We start from the raw sequence: 15,528 nt of genomic DNA on the forward strand, positions 1-15,528 counted from the left end.
GCCTTGTCAGTGGCGCGTCCGATTCAGACCTCCGGGCGCTTGGGCCCTCCGGTCATCGGACGCTCAGAAGGTCTTGCCAGCGAGCATGGAGAAGTGCTCGGCGAGCGGGCTCAGCGCGATGGACGGCATGTATTGCAGGCCACCGAGGATCAGGATCACGCCCGCCATGAGCCCGACGAAGAGCGGGCCATGGGTCGGGAAGGTGCCCGCGCTTTCCGGTGCACGCGGCTTGAGTGCGAGGGAGCCGGCGATCGCCAGTACCGGCACGACATAGGCGAAGCGACCGAGCAGCATCGAAATGCCGAGCGTCGTGTTCAGCCAGGGGGTGTCGGCGGTGAGGCCGCCGAAGGCCGAGCCATTGTTGCCCGCCGCCGAGGTATAGGCATAGAGCATCTCGGAAAGGCCGTGCGGCCCGGCATTGGCCAGCGAGGACACCGCGAAGGGCAGCACCATCGAGAGCGACGCGAAGCCGAGGATGACCGCCGGCAACACCAGCACCGCCAGCATGGCGAGCTTCATCTCCCGCGCCTGGATCTTCTTGCCGAGATATTCGGGCGTGCGGCCGACCATCAGGCCGGCCACGAAGACCGAGAGCAGCGCGAAGACCAGCATGCCGTAGAGACCCGAGCCGACGCCGCCCGGCAGCACTTCGCCAAGATGGATCAGGAACATCGGCACCACGCCGCCGAGCGGCATGAAGCTGTCGAACATCGCATTCACCGCGCCGCAGGACGCGCCGGTGGTGGTGGCGGTGAACAGCGCGACCAGCGCCTGGCCGAAGCGGATGTCCTTGCCTTCCATATTGCCCTGAAGGGCATCCACACCGGCCGCGATGTGCAGCGGATTGCCGCCGGCCTCGGCCGAATAGATGATCGCGGTCGCGGCGACGACGAAGATCAGCATCACCGCGAGCAGTGCGCGGCCCTGGCGGACATCGCCCACCATGCGCCCGAAGGTCAGCGCCAGACCGAAGGGGATGATGGCCTGGGCGATGATCTGCAGCGAGGTCGCGATGGCGTCCGGTCCCTCGAAGGGGTGCAGCGAGTTCACGCCGAAGAAGCCGCCGCCATTGGTGCCGAGATGCTTGATCGCGATCTGGAAGGCTGCCGGCCCAAGCGGAATGGTCTGGGTGACGCCTTCGAGGGTCGTCGCCTGGACGTAGGAGGCGAGGGTCTGCGGCATACCGAGCGCCACGAAGGCGAGGCCGAGTACGATCGCCAGCGGCAGCAGGACATACAGCGTCATGCGCACCAGGTCGGCCCAGAAATTGCCGAGCTCCTTCACGCCGCCGGCCACGAAGGCGCGCGTCACGGCGAGCGCCAGCGCGATGCCGGTGGCGGCGGAGAGGAAGTTCTGCACCGCGAGGCCGGCCATCTGGCTGAGGTAGCTCGCCGCCGCCTCGCCGTTATAGGCCTGCCAATTGGTGTTGGTGACGAAGGAGACCGCCGTGTTGAAGGCGAGCCAGGGCGACATGCCGTCGAAACCCTGCGGGTTCAGCGGCAGCATGCCCTGCAGGCGCAGCAGCAAATAGAGCAGCACGAAGCCCGCGGCATTGGTCGCGAGCATGGCGAGCGCATAGCCCTTCCAGCTCATGCCGCGCGCGGGATCTATGCCGCCGGCGGCATAGAGCAGGCGCTCGACCGGGCGGAGGAAGGTGACGCGGCCACCAGCGACGGCCGCCATGTAGTGCCCGAGCGGGATCGCAATCGCGATCGCCAACCCGAGCACGAGCGCGATCTGCGCCCATCCGATCAGGGTCATGGTGTCAGAGGTCCTCGGGGCGCAGCAGCGCCCACAGCAGGTAGACGAGCAGGCCGGCGGCGGTGGCCCCGGCCAAGATCAGGTCGAACATGGGGGGACCTCAGATGCGGCCGCAGCCAAGGGCATAAGCGGCCATCAGGCCGAACAGGCCAAGGCCGAGGGCGAACAGCAGGATGTCGAGCATGGGGGTTCCTTCCATGCGGTTGATGCTCCCGCCATGCGCAAAGCCTCCATGGGCGATCGTGGCCGGGCGCATAAAGAACGCGTAAAGGCCGGGGGCGCCTTCGGCAGAGGGGCGCCCTATGCTCGGGAGCGGGAGGACGGGCACGGCATGAACCTGCGACAGCTCGAGGTGTTCCACGCCATCATGCGCACGGGGTCGGTGACCGGGGCGGCGCGTCTGCTGAACGTGACGCAGCCTTCGGTCAGCACGGTGCTGAAGCATTGCGAGGCGCAGCTTCGTTTCAGGCTGTTCAACCGGGTCGGCGGACGGCTGCAGCCGACGCCGGAGGCCGAGGCGATCCTGCCCGACATCGAGGCGATCTTCGGTCGCCTCGATGCCGTGGAGCGGCTGATGCAGGACCTGGCGGGCGGCTGGCTCGGCACCCTCTCGGTCGCCGGCGCCTTCCCGATCGCCAATGGCTACCTGGCCAAGGCGGTGGCCGGCTTCCTGGCGGATCGGCCCAAGGTGCGGGTCGCGCTGGAATCCCTCACCTCTCCCCAGGTGGTGGAGCGGGTCGCGAGCCGGGTGGTCGAGCTCGGCTTCGTGCATGAGCCGGTGGCGAGCACGGAGGTGGACAGCGAGCTGCTGGTGCATGCCTCCATCACCTGCGTGGTGCCGAAGACGCATGCCCTGGCGCGGCAGGAAACGGTGGCGGTGCGCGACCTCGCGGAGCATCCGATCATCACCTACACGCCGCAGAACCTGTTTCGCAGCTATGTGGACCGCGCGCTGGCCGAGGCCGGGATCGCACCACGGATCACGGCGCAGGTCAGCGTCTCGCTCACCGGCATCATGCTGGCGCATCACGGCACCGGGGTGGCGCTGGTCGAGCCGTCGATGCTGGAGGCGATACCCTTCGCCGGGTTGGTCGCGCGGCCGCTGCGGCCGGCAATCACCTTCAAGACCCTTCTGCTGCGCCCGCGCGCGGCGCCGCGATCGGCATTGTCGGAGCAGTTCGTGCGGCATCTCAGGACCATGCTGGCGGCGGATCGCCATTAGCCGCGTCAATACAGGCTATAAACCTTGCTATTGGACGCGGAGGAGGCCGACCTGGGATTCTGCCACCCAGGAAACCTCCAGCCGGAGCGCGCGCCGATGGGCAACACGCCAGTCCAGTACCACACCGAATGGCCATCGATCCGCGACCAGGTCAGCGCCGAGGAATGGCAGGCGCGCCTCGATCTCGCGGCCTGCTACCGGCTGATCGATGCCTTCGGCATGGCCGACATGATCTACAACCACATCACCTTGCGCATCCCCGGCACCGACCACCTGCTGATCAACCTCTACGGGTTGCTCTACAAGGAGATCACCGCGACCAGCCTCGCGAAGATCGATGCCGAGGGGAACATCCTCTGGAAGCCCGACACCGATTACGGGATCAACAAGTCCGGCTATGTGATCCACGGCGCGATCCATAAGGCACGCCCGGACGTGGCGGCGGTGATCCACACCCATACGCGCGCTGGCATGGCAGTCGCCTCCATGACCTGCGGCGTGCTGCCGCTGACCCAGACTTCCATGCGCTTCGTCGGCCATATCGGCTACCATGGCTATGAGGGCCCGGCGATCGATCTGTCCGAGCGCGAGCGCATCGTCGCCGATCTCGGCCCGCACGACGCGCTGGTGATGAACAACCACGGGCTGCTGACCTGTGGTGCCACGCTGCCACAGGCCTTCAACACCATGTACCAGCTCGAGCTCGCCTGCCGCGCGCAGGTGGATGCGATGGCGGCGCGCACCGAGCTTGCGGTGCCGTCCGACGAGACCTTGGCGAAGACCGCGCATCTCTATCAGCCGGGCGCGCGCCGCCCCTATGGCGTGCTGGAATGGCACGCGCTGCTGCGCATGCTGGCGGCCGAGCAGAAGAATTCAGGCTATCCGCCCTATTGGGTCTGATCGCGGCGCGAGGGGAGGAAACCAATGATCCGATCGGAAGCCGGCCGTCGCCGGCTGTTGTTGCTGGGCACTGCCCTGCCGCTGCTGACCGCGCAGGCGGAGGCGCGCTGGCCGGCACGGCCACTGCGCTTCATCGTGCCCTTTGCCGCCGGCGGCAATTCCGACGTGACGGCGCGGCTGTTTGCCGCGCGCATCACCGGGCGGCTCGGCCAGCCGATCGTCGTCGAGAACCGCAGCGGCGCGACCGGCGCGATCGGCAGCGAGGCCGTCGCGCGATCGCGGCCGGACGGCTACACGCTGCTGATCGGCAGCCCCGGCTCCATCGTCAACGGACCGCTGCTGACGGCGCAGCCGCGCTACGACCCGATGGCGGATTTCACGCCCGTGGCGCTGCTCGGCCGGGTGCCGATGGTGATCATCGTGCGGCCGGGCCTGCCGGCGACCACGCTCGCGGAGCTGGTCGCCCTGTCGAAGAGCCGGCCGGAGGGGGTGACCGTCGGCACCTCAGGCACCGGTGGCGCCAACCACCTGCCGCTGGAGCTGTTCAAGGCGGCGACCGGCGCCAACCTGGTGCACGTGCCTTACCGCGGCGGCGGATCGACCCTGCCCGATCTGCTCTCCGGCAATGTCGACGGGGTGCTGATCGAGCTGCCGAGCGTGCTGGAGATCCATCGCGAAGGACGCGGCCGCATCCTCGGCGTGACGTCCGCCCGGCGCTCCTCGCTGGTGCCGGAGATCCCGACCTTCATCGAGTTCGGGCTGCCGGGCTTCCTGGCGGAATCCTTCGTCGGCCTCTTCGCGCCGACCGGAACGCCGGAGCCGATCGTCCGCACCTTGCAGGCGGCGATCACGGAGGCCGCGACCGACCCGGAGGTTCTGGCCCGCCTCGCCTCCTTCGGCGCCGAGCCGCCGGTGGGCGACGATCTGAGCACGCCAGGGATCGTGGCCTATCTCCAGGGCGAGATGACCAAGGCCCGGCGGGCGATCGCAATCGCCGGTCTGCACCCCGAATAAAATTCCGCCGGGCGGTTCATCGTCGCCCGGTTTGACGGCTGGTTGGAAACGTTTCACCATCCTGGCCGCGGGCTGTCCCTGATGGTCCGGAACAAGGGAGAGAAATGGCGTGAAGCGTGTCGGCATCGATGTCGGGGGGACCTTCACGGACGTCGTCCTGATCGAGGAGGACGGGCGCGTCCACACCACCAAGGTGCCCACCACCCCGGCCGATCGCGTGCAGGGCGCGGTGGCGGGGTTCCGGCGCATCCTGGAGGTTGCTGGCGCGCGGGCGGAAGAAGTCGGCTTCATCGGCCATGGCTCCACCATGGCGACCAACATGGTGGTGGAGCATACCGGTGCGCCGACCGCGTTGGTTGCGACGAAAGGCTTCCGCGACCTGTTGGAGCTGCGCCGCATCGCGCGCCACGACCGCGCCGATCTCTATGACCTGTTGTTCGACAACCCCGCGCCACTGGTGCCGCGCCGCCACCGCTTCGAGGTGCCGGAGCGGCTGGACTGGCGCGGCCATGTCGAACACCCCCTCGACATGGCGGCGCTGGAAGAGGTCGCGGCGCGAATCGCGCGCAGCGATGTGGAGGCGGTCGCCGTCTGCTTCCTCCACGCCTTCATGAATCCCGTGCATGAGCAGGCAGCAGCGACATTCCTGGCGGAGCGTCTGCCTGGCCGCTTCGTCACCGCTTCCCATGAGGTGAACCCGCAGCTCGGTGAATACGAGCGCACCAGCACCACCGTGATGAACGCGATGCTGGGCCCGGTCTGCGCGCGCTACATCCGCACCCTTGGCACCGGGCTGGCAGGTGCCGGCTTCGGCGGCGAGCTGCTGTTCATGACCTCCAATGGCGGCCTGGCGCATGCGGAGCTGGTGGCGGCGCGGCCGGTGCTGTTGCTGGAGTCAGGACCGGCCGGTGGCGTCAGCGCCGCGATCCGGCTGGCCGAGCGGACCGGCTACCGGGACGCGATCCTGGGCGACATGGGCGGCACCACCTTCGACGTGTCGCTGATCCGCGACGCCCGGGCGGAGCTGCGCACGACCAGCCTGCTGCACAGCTACACGGTGCGGGCGCCCAGCATCGACATTGATTCCATCGGCGCCGGCGGCGGCTCCATCGCCTGGGTGGATGCAGGCGGCGGCGTCCGCATCGGGCCGCAGAGCGCCGGCGCCGATCCTGGTCCTGCCTGCTACGGACGCGGCGGCACCCGGCCGACCGTCACCGACTGCAACCTGCTGCTCGGCCATATCGATCCGGAGACCTTCCTCGATGGTGGCTTCCGCCTGGATGTCGGCGCCGCCGAGCGCGCGGTCGCCGAGCATGTGTCCGGGCCGCTCGGCATTTCGGTCATGGAGGCGGCGCATACCGTACGCGCGGTCGCCAATGCACTGATGGCGCAGGCGATGCGGCTGATGACGGTGGAGCGCGGACATGACCCGCGCGAATACACCTATCTCTGCTACGGCGGTGCGGGACCGGTGCATGCGCTGGACCTGGCGCGGGAGCTGGAGATGACGCGCGTGGTCGTGCCACCGGCACCGGGCCTCTTCTCCGCTCTCGGCATGGTGCTGGCCGACCGCCAGGTCGACCGCCAGGCCGCAATCGAAGCCGAGCTTGACAGCCTCGACACCGCGGCACTCCAGGCGCGTTTCGCGGCACTGGAAGAACAGGCGACAGCCGCGCTCTCCGAGGGCGGTGCGGCGGGCGTGGAGCTGCGGCGGCGGCTCGACTGCCGCTATGCGGGTCAGCCGGACTCGATCCTGTTTGACTGGCCGGGCAGCGATGCTACGGCGATCCGCCAGGCCTTCGAAGAGGAGCACCGACGCCTCTGGAATTTCGACAAGCCGGACCAGGTGGCGATCGTGAACAATATCCGCATCGAAGGCCGGGCACCGAGCGGCTGGCGTGGCACGCTGCGCTTCGCCGATGCGGTCGATGCACCGGCGCCCTGGCGGCGCCGGGCGGTGCGGCTGGGTAACACGGCACAGGACCTGCCGGTCTGGCGCCGACGCGACCTGCCGCCGGGCTTCGCCGTGCAGGGGCCGGCGGTGATCGAAGAGCAGAGCAGCAGCATCGTGCTCGGTGCCGACGACACCGCACGCGTGGATGATGCCTTCATGCTGGTCATCGATCTTGGCCCCGAGGGAGGGCGCGCCTGATGGACATCGTCACCTACGAGATCCTGCGCAACGGGCTCTACGCGACCGCGCGGGAGATGAAGCTCGCGATGATGCGCACCGCCGGCAGCCCGATCGTGCATTCAGGGGGCGATGCCTCGGCGGCCGTCTTCGACGCCGAGATGCAGCTCGTCGCGCAGGGCAACGACATTCCGACCATGCTCGGCTCCGCCGTCATCTCGACCAAGGTCTCGGTCGAGGCGATCGGGCGGGAGAACCTGCGACCCGGTGATGTCATCATCAGCAACGACGTCTATCTCGGTGGCGGCAACCACCAGCCGGATGTGCAGTTCACCCGGCCGGTCTTCGCCGATGGCGAGATCGTCGCCTTCGTGATGACGCGCGGACACTGGACGGATATCGGCGGCCAGGCACCCGGCAGCTACACGGCGATGACCTGGGACGTCTTCGCCGAAGGCATCCGGATCCCACCGATCCTGCTCTACCGCGAGGACAAGGTGGTTGCCGATGTGCTGAACCTGATCGTGCAGAATACGCGCGACCCGTCCGTCCGGCTGCTCGACATCCAGGCGCAATACGCCGGCTGCTTCGTGGGTGATCGCCGCGTCGCGGCGATGGTGCGGAAGTATGGCAAGGATGCGTTGCGCGATGCGATGGCGCGCGCGCTCGATCACTCCGAGCGGCTGATGCGGGAAGCGATCCGCGCCATCCCGGACGGTGTCTATGAGGCTGAGGACGAGATCGAGCCGGTGCGCGGTCCGGCCGGGTGGCCGACGGCGCCGATCCCGATCCGGGTCAAGGTGACGAAGCAGGGCGACGGCATCCATTTCGACTATGCCGGCAGCGGCCCGCAGACGCGGGGCGGCATCAACTGTCCGTTCTCCGTCACCTGCAACAGCACCTGGTTCACGGTGAAGGCGATCACCGATGTCGCAATCCCGATCAATCAGGGCTGCTACCGTCCGGTCAGCATCAGTGCGCCGGACGCCAGCGTGGTGAACTGCGCCTTCCCCGCCTCCGTCGTCGCCGGCAACACCGAGACCTCGCCCCGCATCATCGACCTGCTGCTGAAGGCGCTGGCGCCGGCGGTGCCGAAGCGGGTGGTGGGGCAGAGCAATTGCGGCGCCTTCTCCGGCATCTTCGGTGGCATGGATCCGGATGAGGCGCGGGTGCGCCGCACCGGTCGCCGCTTCGTCGGCATGATCGATCCGCATGCCGGCGGCATGGGCGCGCGGGCCACCAAGGACGGCGTGAATGGCGTACGCGTCTATGTCGGCAATGCCGGCAGCACCGCGGTCGAGACCATCGAGCAGACCGCACCGCTTCTGGTCCAGGAATGGTCACTGGTCCCGGACACCGGCGGCGCCGGGGAATGGCGCGGCGGCCTTGCCTCCCGCCGCGTCTATCGCGTGCGCTACGAGGAAGCGACCTTCACCGCCTGTGGCGAACGCGGCATCCATCCGCCGCTCGGCCAGTTCGGTGGCGGTGCTGGCGGACTGTTCCAGTGCGAGATCCGCCGCGGCGACAGCGTGACGCGGGTGCCAGCCAAGGCGGGGCACGAGATCGTCCAGCGCGACGACGTCGTGCTGCTGCAGCCGGCCGGCAGCGGCGGCTACGGCCCGCCAGAAAGGCGCGACCGGGCGCGTCTGTTGGATGATCTGCGCGACGGCTACATCACACCGGAAGCGCTGGAGCGCGATTACGGGCTGACTGCAGCGGATGCCGCGGCGCTGCGCGCGGAGGCGGCCGATGCCTGATCCCTTGCCGCTCGCGGGACACTTCGCGGTCGAGATCGGGCACAGCCTGGCCGGGCCTTTCTGCGGCGCCATCCTCGCTGATCTCGGCGCGACTGTGCTGAAGGTGGAAAGTGCCGGCAAGGGTGATCATGCCCGCGACTGGGGGCCACCCTTCATCGAAGGTGCCGCCGCGCTGTTCCATGCGGTCAATCGCGGCAAGCTCTCCGTCACCGCCGACCTGCGCGATCCTGCGACCGCAGAGGCGCTGCGCTGGATCATCCTGGAACGCACCGACATCCTGCTGCAGAACCTGAAGGTCGGCACGCTGGAGGAGGCGGGCCTGGGCGCGGAGGGATTGCTCGCGGCGAAGCCGTCGCTGGTGATCTGCAATATCGGCGCCTTCGGTCGCAACGGCCCGAAGCGCAGCGCGCCAGGCTATGATCCGCTGATCCAGGCAGCCTCCGGCCTGATGTCCATGAACGGCCATCCGGGAGCGCCGCCGGCGCGGCTGCCGGTCGCGGTCAATGATGTCGGCACCGGCATCTGGGGGGCGCTCGGCATTCTCGCGGCACTGTTGCGACGCACGACGACCGGCCGCGGCGGCGTGGTGGATGTGTCGCTCTATGAGACGGCCCTGAACTGGATGGGCGTGCCGATCGCCGACCATCTCGCGAGCGGGGCGCTGCCGAAGCGCTATGGCTCCGGCGTCGGCAATATCGTGCCCTACCAAGTCTTCGACTGCGCCGATGGCGAGTTGCTGATCGCGGCCGGAAACGATCTGCTGTTCGGCAAGCTCTGCGGCGTGCTGGGTCTTGATGCGCTGGCGACCGATCCGCGCTTCGCCACCAATGGCGGCCGGGTCGAGAACCGCGATGCGCTGATCCCCGCGCTGATGGAGGCGACCCGGGGCTGGCCGGTGGCGATGCTGACGGCGGCGCTTGAGAAAGCACGCATCCCCTGCGGCCCGGTGCAGGATGTGGCGACGGCGCTGGCCGATCCGCAGACCGAGGCGCTCGGCATCATCGCCGCGACACCAGGCGATGGCGTACGCACCGTGGCGCTGCCGCTCTCCTTCGACGGCAAACGCCCGCCGCTCTCCGGCCGCGCACCGCGGCTCGGCGAGCATCAGAGCATTCTCGACAAGGCCAAGGACCGCCGCCGATGACCATTCCCACCCGTTTCGAGACCTTGCTCGTCGAGGAGCGCGAGCCTGGCCTGCTGCTGGTCACGCTGAACCGCCCGCAGCGCGCTAATGCGATGAACACCAGGATGGGTGAGGAGATCATCGCGCTGTTCGGCGCGCTGGAATCCGCGCCCGACGCCCATCGCTGCGTCATCCTGACCGGCACCGGCGACCGCGCCTTCTGCGCCGGTGCGGATCTGAAGGAGCGCGACGGCATGGATGACGCCGCCTTCGCGCGCCAGCATTACATGTTCGAGCGCATGATGCGGGCCCTGCTCGCCTGCCCGCCACCACTGATCGGCGCGCTGAACGGCGCCGCCTTCGCCGGCGGGCTCGAGATCGCGATGTCCTGCGACTTCTGCTACGCGGCGGAAGGGGCGCGCTTCGCGTTGACTGAGGTGACGCGCGGCATCATGCCGGGCGGCGGCGGCACCCAGCACCTGCCGCGCGCGATCGGCGCCCGCCGTGCCAAGGAAGCGATCTTCACCGGCGAGCCCTTCTCGGCCGAGGAGGCGCTGGCCTGGGGCATCGTCAACCGCATCTGCGCCCCCGGCCGCGTGCTGGAGGAAGCACTCGCGACCGCGCGGCGCATCGCGGCGAATGCACCGATCTCCATCCGCCAGGCGAAGAAGTCGATCGACCATGGTCTGCAGATGGATCTGCGCACCGGCATGCATTTCGAGATCGAGGCCTATTACCAGCTCATCCCGACCGAGGACCGGCGGGAGGGCATCGCCGCCTACAACGAGAAACGCGTTCCGCAATTTCGGGGCCGCTGACGCAGTTTCGCGGCCGCCGACGCGGCAAGCAATTCCGCGGCCGCTGCGCCGCATCGGGGGGAGGTAACAATGAAGCATCGGACCACCATGACGCGACGCGCGCTGTTCGGCGCCGCGGCCGCGCTCGGCGCTGCGCCGCTGGCGCGGCCGGCGCTGACCCAGGCACCCTGGCGGCCGAACCGCCCGGTGCGCGTCGTCGTCCCCTTCCCGCCGGGCGGCGCCACGGACATGTTGGCCCGCCTGATCGGGACCGGGCTCGGCGACCGGCTCGGCCAGCCGCTGGTCATCGAGAACCGCCCTGGCGGCAGTGGCGTGGTCGCCACCCAGAACCTGCTGACCTCCCCCGCCGATGGCCACAGCATCATCCTGGCCACCGCGGACACGCATACGGTCATGCCGCTCGCGAACAACCGCCTGCCCTATCGCGTCTCCGAATTCGTGCCGGTCAGCGGCATCGCGAGCGTCGTCTTCTCGCTGGTGACGCGGCCGGGGCTGCCCGTACAGGATCTGCAGGGCTTCCTGCGCCACGCCCGCGCCGCGAATCCGCCCTTGAATTATGCCTCCTACGGCTATGCCAGCGTGTCGCATGCGGCCGGCGAGTTGCTGAAGATCGCGGCCGGCTTCGACATGACGCATGTGCCCTTCCAGGGTGCGGGGCCGGGCGTGCTCGCGATCACCGCCGATCAGGTCGATGCCATGATGGTGCCGGTCGCGGTGGCGCAGCCGCAGCGGTCGCGGCTGAAGATGCTGGCGGTCGCCAATGCCGAGCGCTTCGCCATGGTGCCGGACGTGCCGACCCTGAAGGAGCAGGGCCTGGATGTCACCGCCGATGCCTGGATCGGCCTGCTCGCCGCACCGCATACCCCGCCGGCCATCGCCGAGGCGCTGCACGCGGCGGTGCGCTCGGTGCAGGACACCCCTGCCTTCCAGGAGACGCTGCGCAGTAACGGGTTCAGCAACCGCGGCTATGGCCCGCGCGAGTTCGCGACCTACCTCTCCGCCGAGGCGGAACGCTGGGGCCAGGTGGTGCGCACCGCCCATATCTCCATCGAGGGCTGAGATGCGTTGCCTCCCGCGCCGCCGGGCTCTACTGACGGGGCAGGACGCGCGGCCCGGGGTCGCGCGCGGCGCCATGGGGGGGCGCATGCATGGCGAAGGCGCCGGGCCGTCGGCAGGAGAAGCCGCCGCTGCCCACCATCCGCGATGTGGCGGAAGCGGCGGAGGTCAGTCTCGGCACCGTCTCCCGCGTCATCAATGCGCGGCCCAATGTCAGCCCGGCGCTGCGGGAGAAGGTGGAAACCGCGATCCGCAAGCTCGGCTTCGCGCCGGACGCCGCGGCCCAGAGCCTGCGCAGCCGGCAGTCGCGCATCTTCGCCTGCGTGGTGCGCGACCTGACGGTACCGGTGCTGGCAAGCTTCGCCGACCAGATGCAGCGGGAGCTGGACAAGGAAGGTTACGGGCTGCTCGTCGCCTCCTCCTACCACGCCTTCCAGCGCGAGAAGGATCTGCTGGCGAGCTTCGCACGCCGGCGCGTCGACGGACTGGTGATCGCGACCTCCTCGGAGCGCGATTCGCGGCTGTCGAAGCTGCTGCGCGAAGCGCGGATGCCGATCACGCTGCTCGACCGCGCCTGCCCGCAGGCGTTGGACAATGTGCGGGTGGATCACGCGACCGGCACGAGGGCGGCGATCGCGCATCTGCTGGCACTCGGCCATCGGCGCATTGCGGTGATCTCGGGCGAGCCGGTGGTCAGCCCGGTGCGGGAACGCCTGCGCGGCGTGGAAGAAGCCTATGCGGCGATTGGGCTGAAGCTCGATCCCGCGCTGCAGCGGCTCGGCTCCTTCTCGACCGAATTCGCGGCGCAGGAGGCGGCGCGGCTACTGGACGCGCCAGAGCCGCCGACCGCCTTCTTCGTCGCCGGCACCGCCTTGTTGCCGGGGCTGCTGCGGGCCCTGCAGGAACGGGGGCTGTCGATCCCGCGCCATGTCTCGGTAGTGGCGGGTGCGGAAAGCGAGCTGGCCGAGTTCCATTCGCCGCCCATCTCCGTGGTCCGCTGGGACCATGGCGCGCTGGGCGCCGCCGCGGCGCGCTTCCTGCTGCGCCGGATCGAGGCGCCCGGGCTGGCACCGCAGCGCGCCAGCGGGCCGACCGAATATGTGCCGCGGGGGTCCTGCGCGCCACCGCCTTAGGCCAGTCCATCCCGGAGGCGCCGCCATGGCGCTGATGGTCTATCTGAACCGGGTGCAGTTCGCGCATGGCGCGATCGCGATGCTTACGGAGGAGCTGGCGCTCGCCGGCATAACCCGGCCGCTGGTGGTAACGGATACCGGCATCCGGGCCGCGGGGATCTGGGGCAAGGTGCAGGCCATGCTCCCGGCCGGCATGGCCGCCGCGCTGTTCGATGCGGTGCCGCCTAATCCGACCGAAGCGGCGGTGCGTGCAGCGGTCGCTGTCTACCGGGCGCACGGCGCGGATGGGGTCATCGGCCTAGGCGGCGGATCGCCGCTGGATCTCGCCAAGGCGGTCGCACTGCTGGCGACGCATAGCGGCGGGGCGCTGGCGCCCTTTGCGGTGATCGAGGGCGGGTTGGCGCGCATCACCGCGCAGGCGGCACCGGTGGTCGCGATCCCGACCACCTCCGGCACTGGCAGCGAGGTGAGCCGGGGTGCCCTGATCGTGCTGGATGACGGACGCAAGGTGTCGATCGGCAGCCCGCACCTGATCCCGCGCGCCGCCATCTGCGATCCGGACCTGACATTCGGCCTGCCACCACTGCTGACCGCCGGCACCGGCATGGATGCACTGGCGCATTGCGTGGAGACACTGTGCTCGCCACGCGAGAATCCGGTGGCCGATGCCATCGCCCGGGACGGGCTGGCGCGGGCCTGGCGGTTCCTGCCACTCGCGGTCGCGGATGGTGCCGATGCGGCCGCACGGCACGCCATGATGCTGGCCTCCATGCAGGGGGCGCTGGCCTTCCAGAAGGGACTGGGCGCGGTGCATGCCCTGTCGCATCCGCTCGGCGGACTGCCGGGCGCGCTGCACCATGGCACCTTGAACGCCGTGCTGCTGCCGCATGTGCTGCGCTTCAACGCACCCGCCATCGGTGCGGTGCTGCCGGCATTGGCCGAGGCCATCGGCCTGCCGGGTGCAGATGCCACGGTCGTGGCCGATGCGATCGCCGCGCTCTCGCGCCGTATCGGCCTGCCGGCGACGCTCGCGGAGATGGGCGTACCGGCGGCGGCGCTGCCGGCCATTGCTGCGGCAGGCACCCGGGATCACCATCATCTGACAAACCCGCGACGCGCGAGCGAGGACGACTACCTCGCCCTGTTGAGCGCCGCGCATACCGGAGGATAGCCGCCGCCATGCCCGGAAGCGAGGCGCCCGAAGCGCGCACAATGTTCGAGAAGATCTGGTCCCGCCACCGTGTGCTGGAGCGGGATGATGGCCAGACGTTGCTCTATGTGGACCGCCATCTGGTACATGACGGTTCGGCGCCGGCCTTCGAGATGCTGCGCAGCCGCGGCATCGCGCCACGTGCGCCGGACCGCATCTTCGCGACACCCGATCATTATGTGCCGACCGATCCGCGCACCCGCCAGGCCATCCCGAACGATGAGCATCGCGGGATGGTCGAAGCGCTCGAGCGCAATGCGGCCGTATCTGGCTTCCGCCTTTTCGGGTTGACGGATGGCAATCAGGGCATCGTGCATGTGGTGGGGCCGGAGGCCGGGCTCAGCCAGCCGGGCATGCTGATCGTCTGCGGCGACAGCCACACCTCGACCCACGGTGCGCTTGGGGCGTTGGCCTTCGGGATCGGCTCGACGGAAGTGGCGCATGTGCTGGCGACGCAGTCTCTGTGGCAGCGCAAGCCCGCGACAATGCGCATCACGGTGGATGGCAAGCTCGGCTTCGGGGTGACGGGCAAGGACGTTATCCTGGCGATCATTGCCCAGATCGGCGCGGCCGGTGCGACCGGGCATGTGATCGAATATGCGGGCAGCGCCATCCGCGGGCTGTCGATGGAAGGGCGCCTCACGCTCTGCAACATGTCGATCGAAGGCGGCGGGCGCGCGGGCATGGTGGCGCCCGACGACACCACCTTCCAGTATATCGCCGGCCGCCCTTTCGCACCGCAGGGCCATGACTGGGATGCGGCACTGATGCGCTGGCGCGCTCTGCCCTCCGATCCGGAGGCGCGTTTCGACACCGAGGTGACGCTGGACGGCGATGCCGTCGCACCCATGGTGACCTGGGGCAACAGCCCGGAGGATGCGCTGCCGATCGACGCCCGCATCCCTGATCCGGCGATGGAGCCGGATGCCGAGCGCCGCGCCATCATGGCCGGGACCTTCGCCTATATGGGGCTGATACCGGGGACGCCTTTGGAGGAGGTCGCGGTAAATCGCGTCTTCATCGGCTCCTGCACCAATGGCCGCATCGAGGATCTGCGGGCCGCCGCCGCGGTCGCGCGTGGCCGCCGTGTGGCGGAGGGCGTCACCGCCTGGGTGGTGCCAGGCTCCGCGCCGGTGAAGCGGCAGGCGGAGGCGGAAGGGCTCGACCGCATCTTCACGGAAGCGGGGTTCGAGTGGCGCGAGGCCGGATGTTCCATGTGTCTTGGCACCAATGGCGAGATCGCAGCGCCTGGCGAGCGCGTCGCCTCCACCTCCAACCGCAATTTCCGTGGCCGGCAAGGACCGGGCGCGCGCACCCACCTGATGGGTCCGGCAATGGCCGCCGCAGCGGCGGTGACCGGGCACCTCGCCGATGTGCGGCGCCTGATGGTGGGGGGCTGAGGC

At 69.3% G+C, this 15,528-nt stretch carries 13 protein-coding genes; 11 read left to right on the plus strand and 2 right to left on the minus strand.

Going from position 1 to position 15,528, the window contains the following annotated elements; translation table 11 throughout:
* Positions 1-63 precede the first annotated feature (63 nt).
* Positions 64-1,761 carry a potassium-transporting ATPase subunit KdpA gene (gene kdpA / locus GXW71_RS09170; RefSeq protein WP_211852190.1) on the minus strand — a complete coding sequence of 566 codons (1,698 nt, stop codon included), beginning with the start codon at positions 1,759-1,761 and terminating at the stop codon, positions 64-66.
* Between the two features lie 4 nt (positions 1,762-1,765).
* Complete coding sequence (gene kdpF / locus GXW71_RS35400) at positions 1,766-1,852, minus strand: K(+)-transporting ATPase subunit F (protein ID WP_211852313.1); 87 nt, start codon at positions 1,850-1,852, stop codon at positions 1,766-1,768.
* 240 nt (positions 1,853-2,092) lie between these two features.
* On the opposite strand from kdpF, the gene GXW71_RS09180 reads away from it, so the two are divergent.
* The 11 genes from GXW71_RS09180 to leuC all read left to right on the plus strand — a co-directional run bounded on the left by GXW71_RS09180 (position 2,093) and on the right by leuC (position 15,525).
* Positions 2,093-2,983 carry a LysR family transcriptional regulator gene (locus GXW71_RS09180; protein ID WP_211852191.1) on the plus strand — a complete coding sequence of 297 codons (891 nt, stop codon included), beginning with the start codon at positions 2,093-2,095 and terminating at the stop codon, positions 2,981-2,983.
* Between the two features lie 96 nt (positions 2,984-3,079).
* Positions 3,080-3,883: a class II aldolase/adducin family protein gene (locus GXW71_RS09185; RefSeq protein WP_211852192.1), complete on the plus strand. Its 804-nt coding sequence runs from the start codon at positions 3,080-3,082 to the stop codon at positions 3,881-3,883.
* Positions 3,884-3,907: 24 nt separating this feature from the next.
* A complete protein-coding gene (locus tag GXW71_RS09190; RefSeq protein ID WP_211852193.1) occupies positions 3,908-4,897 on the plus strand; it encodes a Bug family tripartite tricarboxylate transporter substrate binding protein in 990 nt (329 codons plus the stop codon).
* A gap of 109 nt (positions 4,898-5,006) precedes the next feature.
* Positions 5,007-7,049: a hydantoinase/oxoprolinase family protein gene (locus GXW71_RS09195; protein ID WP_211852194.1), complete on the plus strand. Its 2,043-nt coding sequence runs from the start codon at positions 5,007-5,009 to the stop codon at positions 7,047-7,049.
* The gene (locus GXW71_RS09200) at positions 7,049-8,785 is read left to right on the plus strand and encodes a hydantoinase B/oxoprolinase family protein (protein WP_211852195.1); all 1,737 of its coding nucleotides are present in this window, start codon (positions 7,049-7,051) and stop codon (positions 8,783-8,785) included. Before GXW71_RS09195 ends, GXW71_RS09200 begins: the two co-directional genes overlap by 1 nt.
* Positions 8,778-9,929: a CaiB/BaiF CoA transferase family protein gene (locus GXW71_RS09205; RefSeq protein WP_211852196.1), complete on the plus strand. Its 1,152-nt coding sequence runs from the start codon at positions 8,778-8,780 to the stop codon at positions 9,927-9,929. Before GXW71_RS09200 ends, GXW71_RS09205 begins: the two co-directional genes overlap by 8 nt.
* The gene (locus GXW71_RS09210; protein ID WP_211852197.1) at positions 9,926-10,726 is read left to right on the plus strand and encodes an enoyl-CoA hydratase-related protein; all 801 of its coding nucleotides are present in this window, start codon (positions 9,926-9,928) and stop codon (positions 10,724-10,726) included. The genes GXW71_RS09205 and GXW71_RS09210 overlap by 4 nt, the downstream gene beginning before the upstream one ends.
* Positions 10,727-10,795: 69 nt before the next feature.
* Entirely contained in the window at positions 10,796-11,785 is a 990-nt protein-coding gene (locus tag GXW71_RS09215; RefSeq protein WP_211852198.1) for a tripartite tricarboxylate transporter substrate binding protein, read from the plus strand.
* 89 nt (positions 11,786-11,874) lie between these two features.
* Complete coding sequence (locus tag GXW71_RS09220; RefSeq protein ID WP_211852199.1) at positions 11,875-12,915, plus strand: LacI family DNA-binding transcriptional regulator; 1,041 nt, start codon at positions 11,875-11,877, stop codon at positions 12,913-12,915.
* 25 nt (positions 12,916-12,940) lie between these two features.
* Complete coding sequence (locus tag GXW71_RS09225; RefSeq protein WP_211852200.1) at positions 12,941-14,086, plus strand: iron-containing alcohol dehydrogenase; 1,146 nt, start codon at positions 12,941-12,943, stop codon at positions 14,084-14,086.
* A gap of 8 nt (positions 14,087-14,094) precedes the next feature.
* Positions 14,095-15,525 (plus strand): 3-isopropylmalate dehydratase large subunit, encoded by a 1,431-nt coding sequence (gene leuC / locus GXW71_RS09230; RefSeq protein ID WP_211852201.1) that lies wholly within the window; start codon positions 14,095-14,097, stop codon positions 15,523-15,525.
* Positions 15,526-15,528: the final 3 nt, after the last annotated feature.

Source organism: Plastoroseomonas hellenica (assembly GCF_018129085.1).
Classification (GTDB): domain Bacteria; phylum Pseudomonadota; class Alphaproteobacteria; order Acetobacterales; family Acetobacteraceae; genus Plastoroseomonas; species Plastoroseomonas hellenica.